The 229-nt window shown below is 74.7% G+C and carries 1 pseudogene; it reads right to left on the bottom strand.

The features are described 5' to 3' along the window. A pseudogene (locus tag AC0IYU_RS35055) lies at positions 1 to 200 on the bottom strand (MFS transporter); the annotation flags it as partial. Positions 201 to 229 lie beyond the last annotated feature (29 nt).

The following is a 229-nucleotide window of genomic DNA, read 5'->3' on the forward strand; positions in this document are numbered from 1 at the left end:
GCGCTGCCGCAGAGGGCCGACAGCGCGAACACCGCGTTGGCCAGCACCCGCGGCGCACGCGGGAACAGGTCGGGGATCATGCGGTTGGTGATGGGCGTGAGGCCGGCCTCGCCCACGCCCAGGCCGACGGAGGCGACGAACAGCACGCCGTCGTCCATGGCCGTGCCGCGCATGGCGGTGGCGGCGCTCCACAGCACCACTCAGGCGGCGAGCACCACGCGCCGGTCGT

This window comes from Variovorax sp. AC103 (assembly GCF_979254005.1).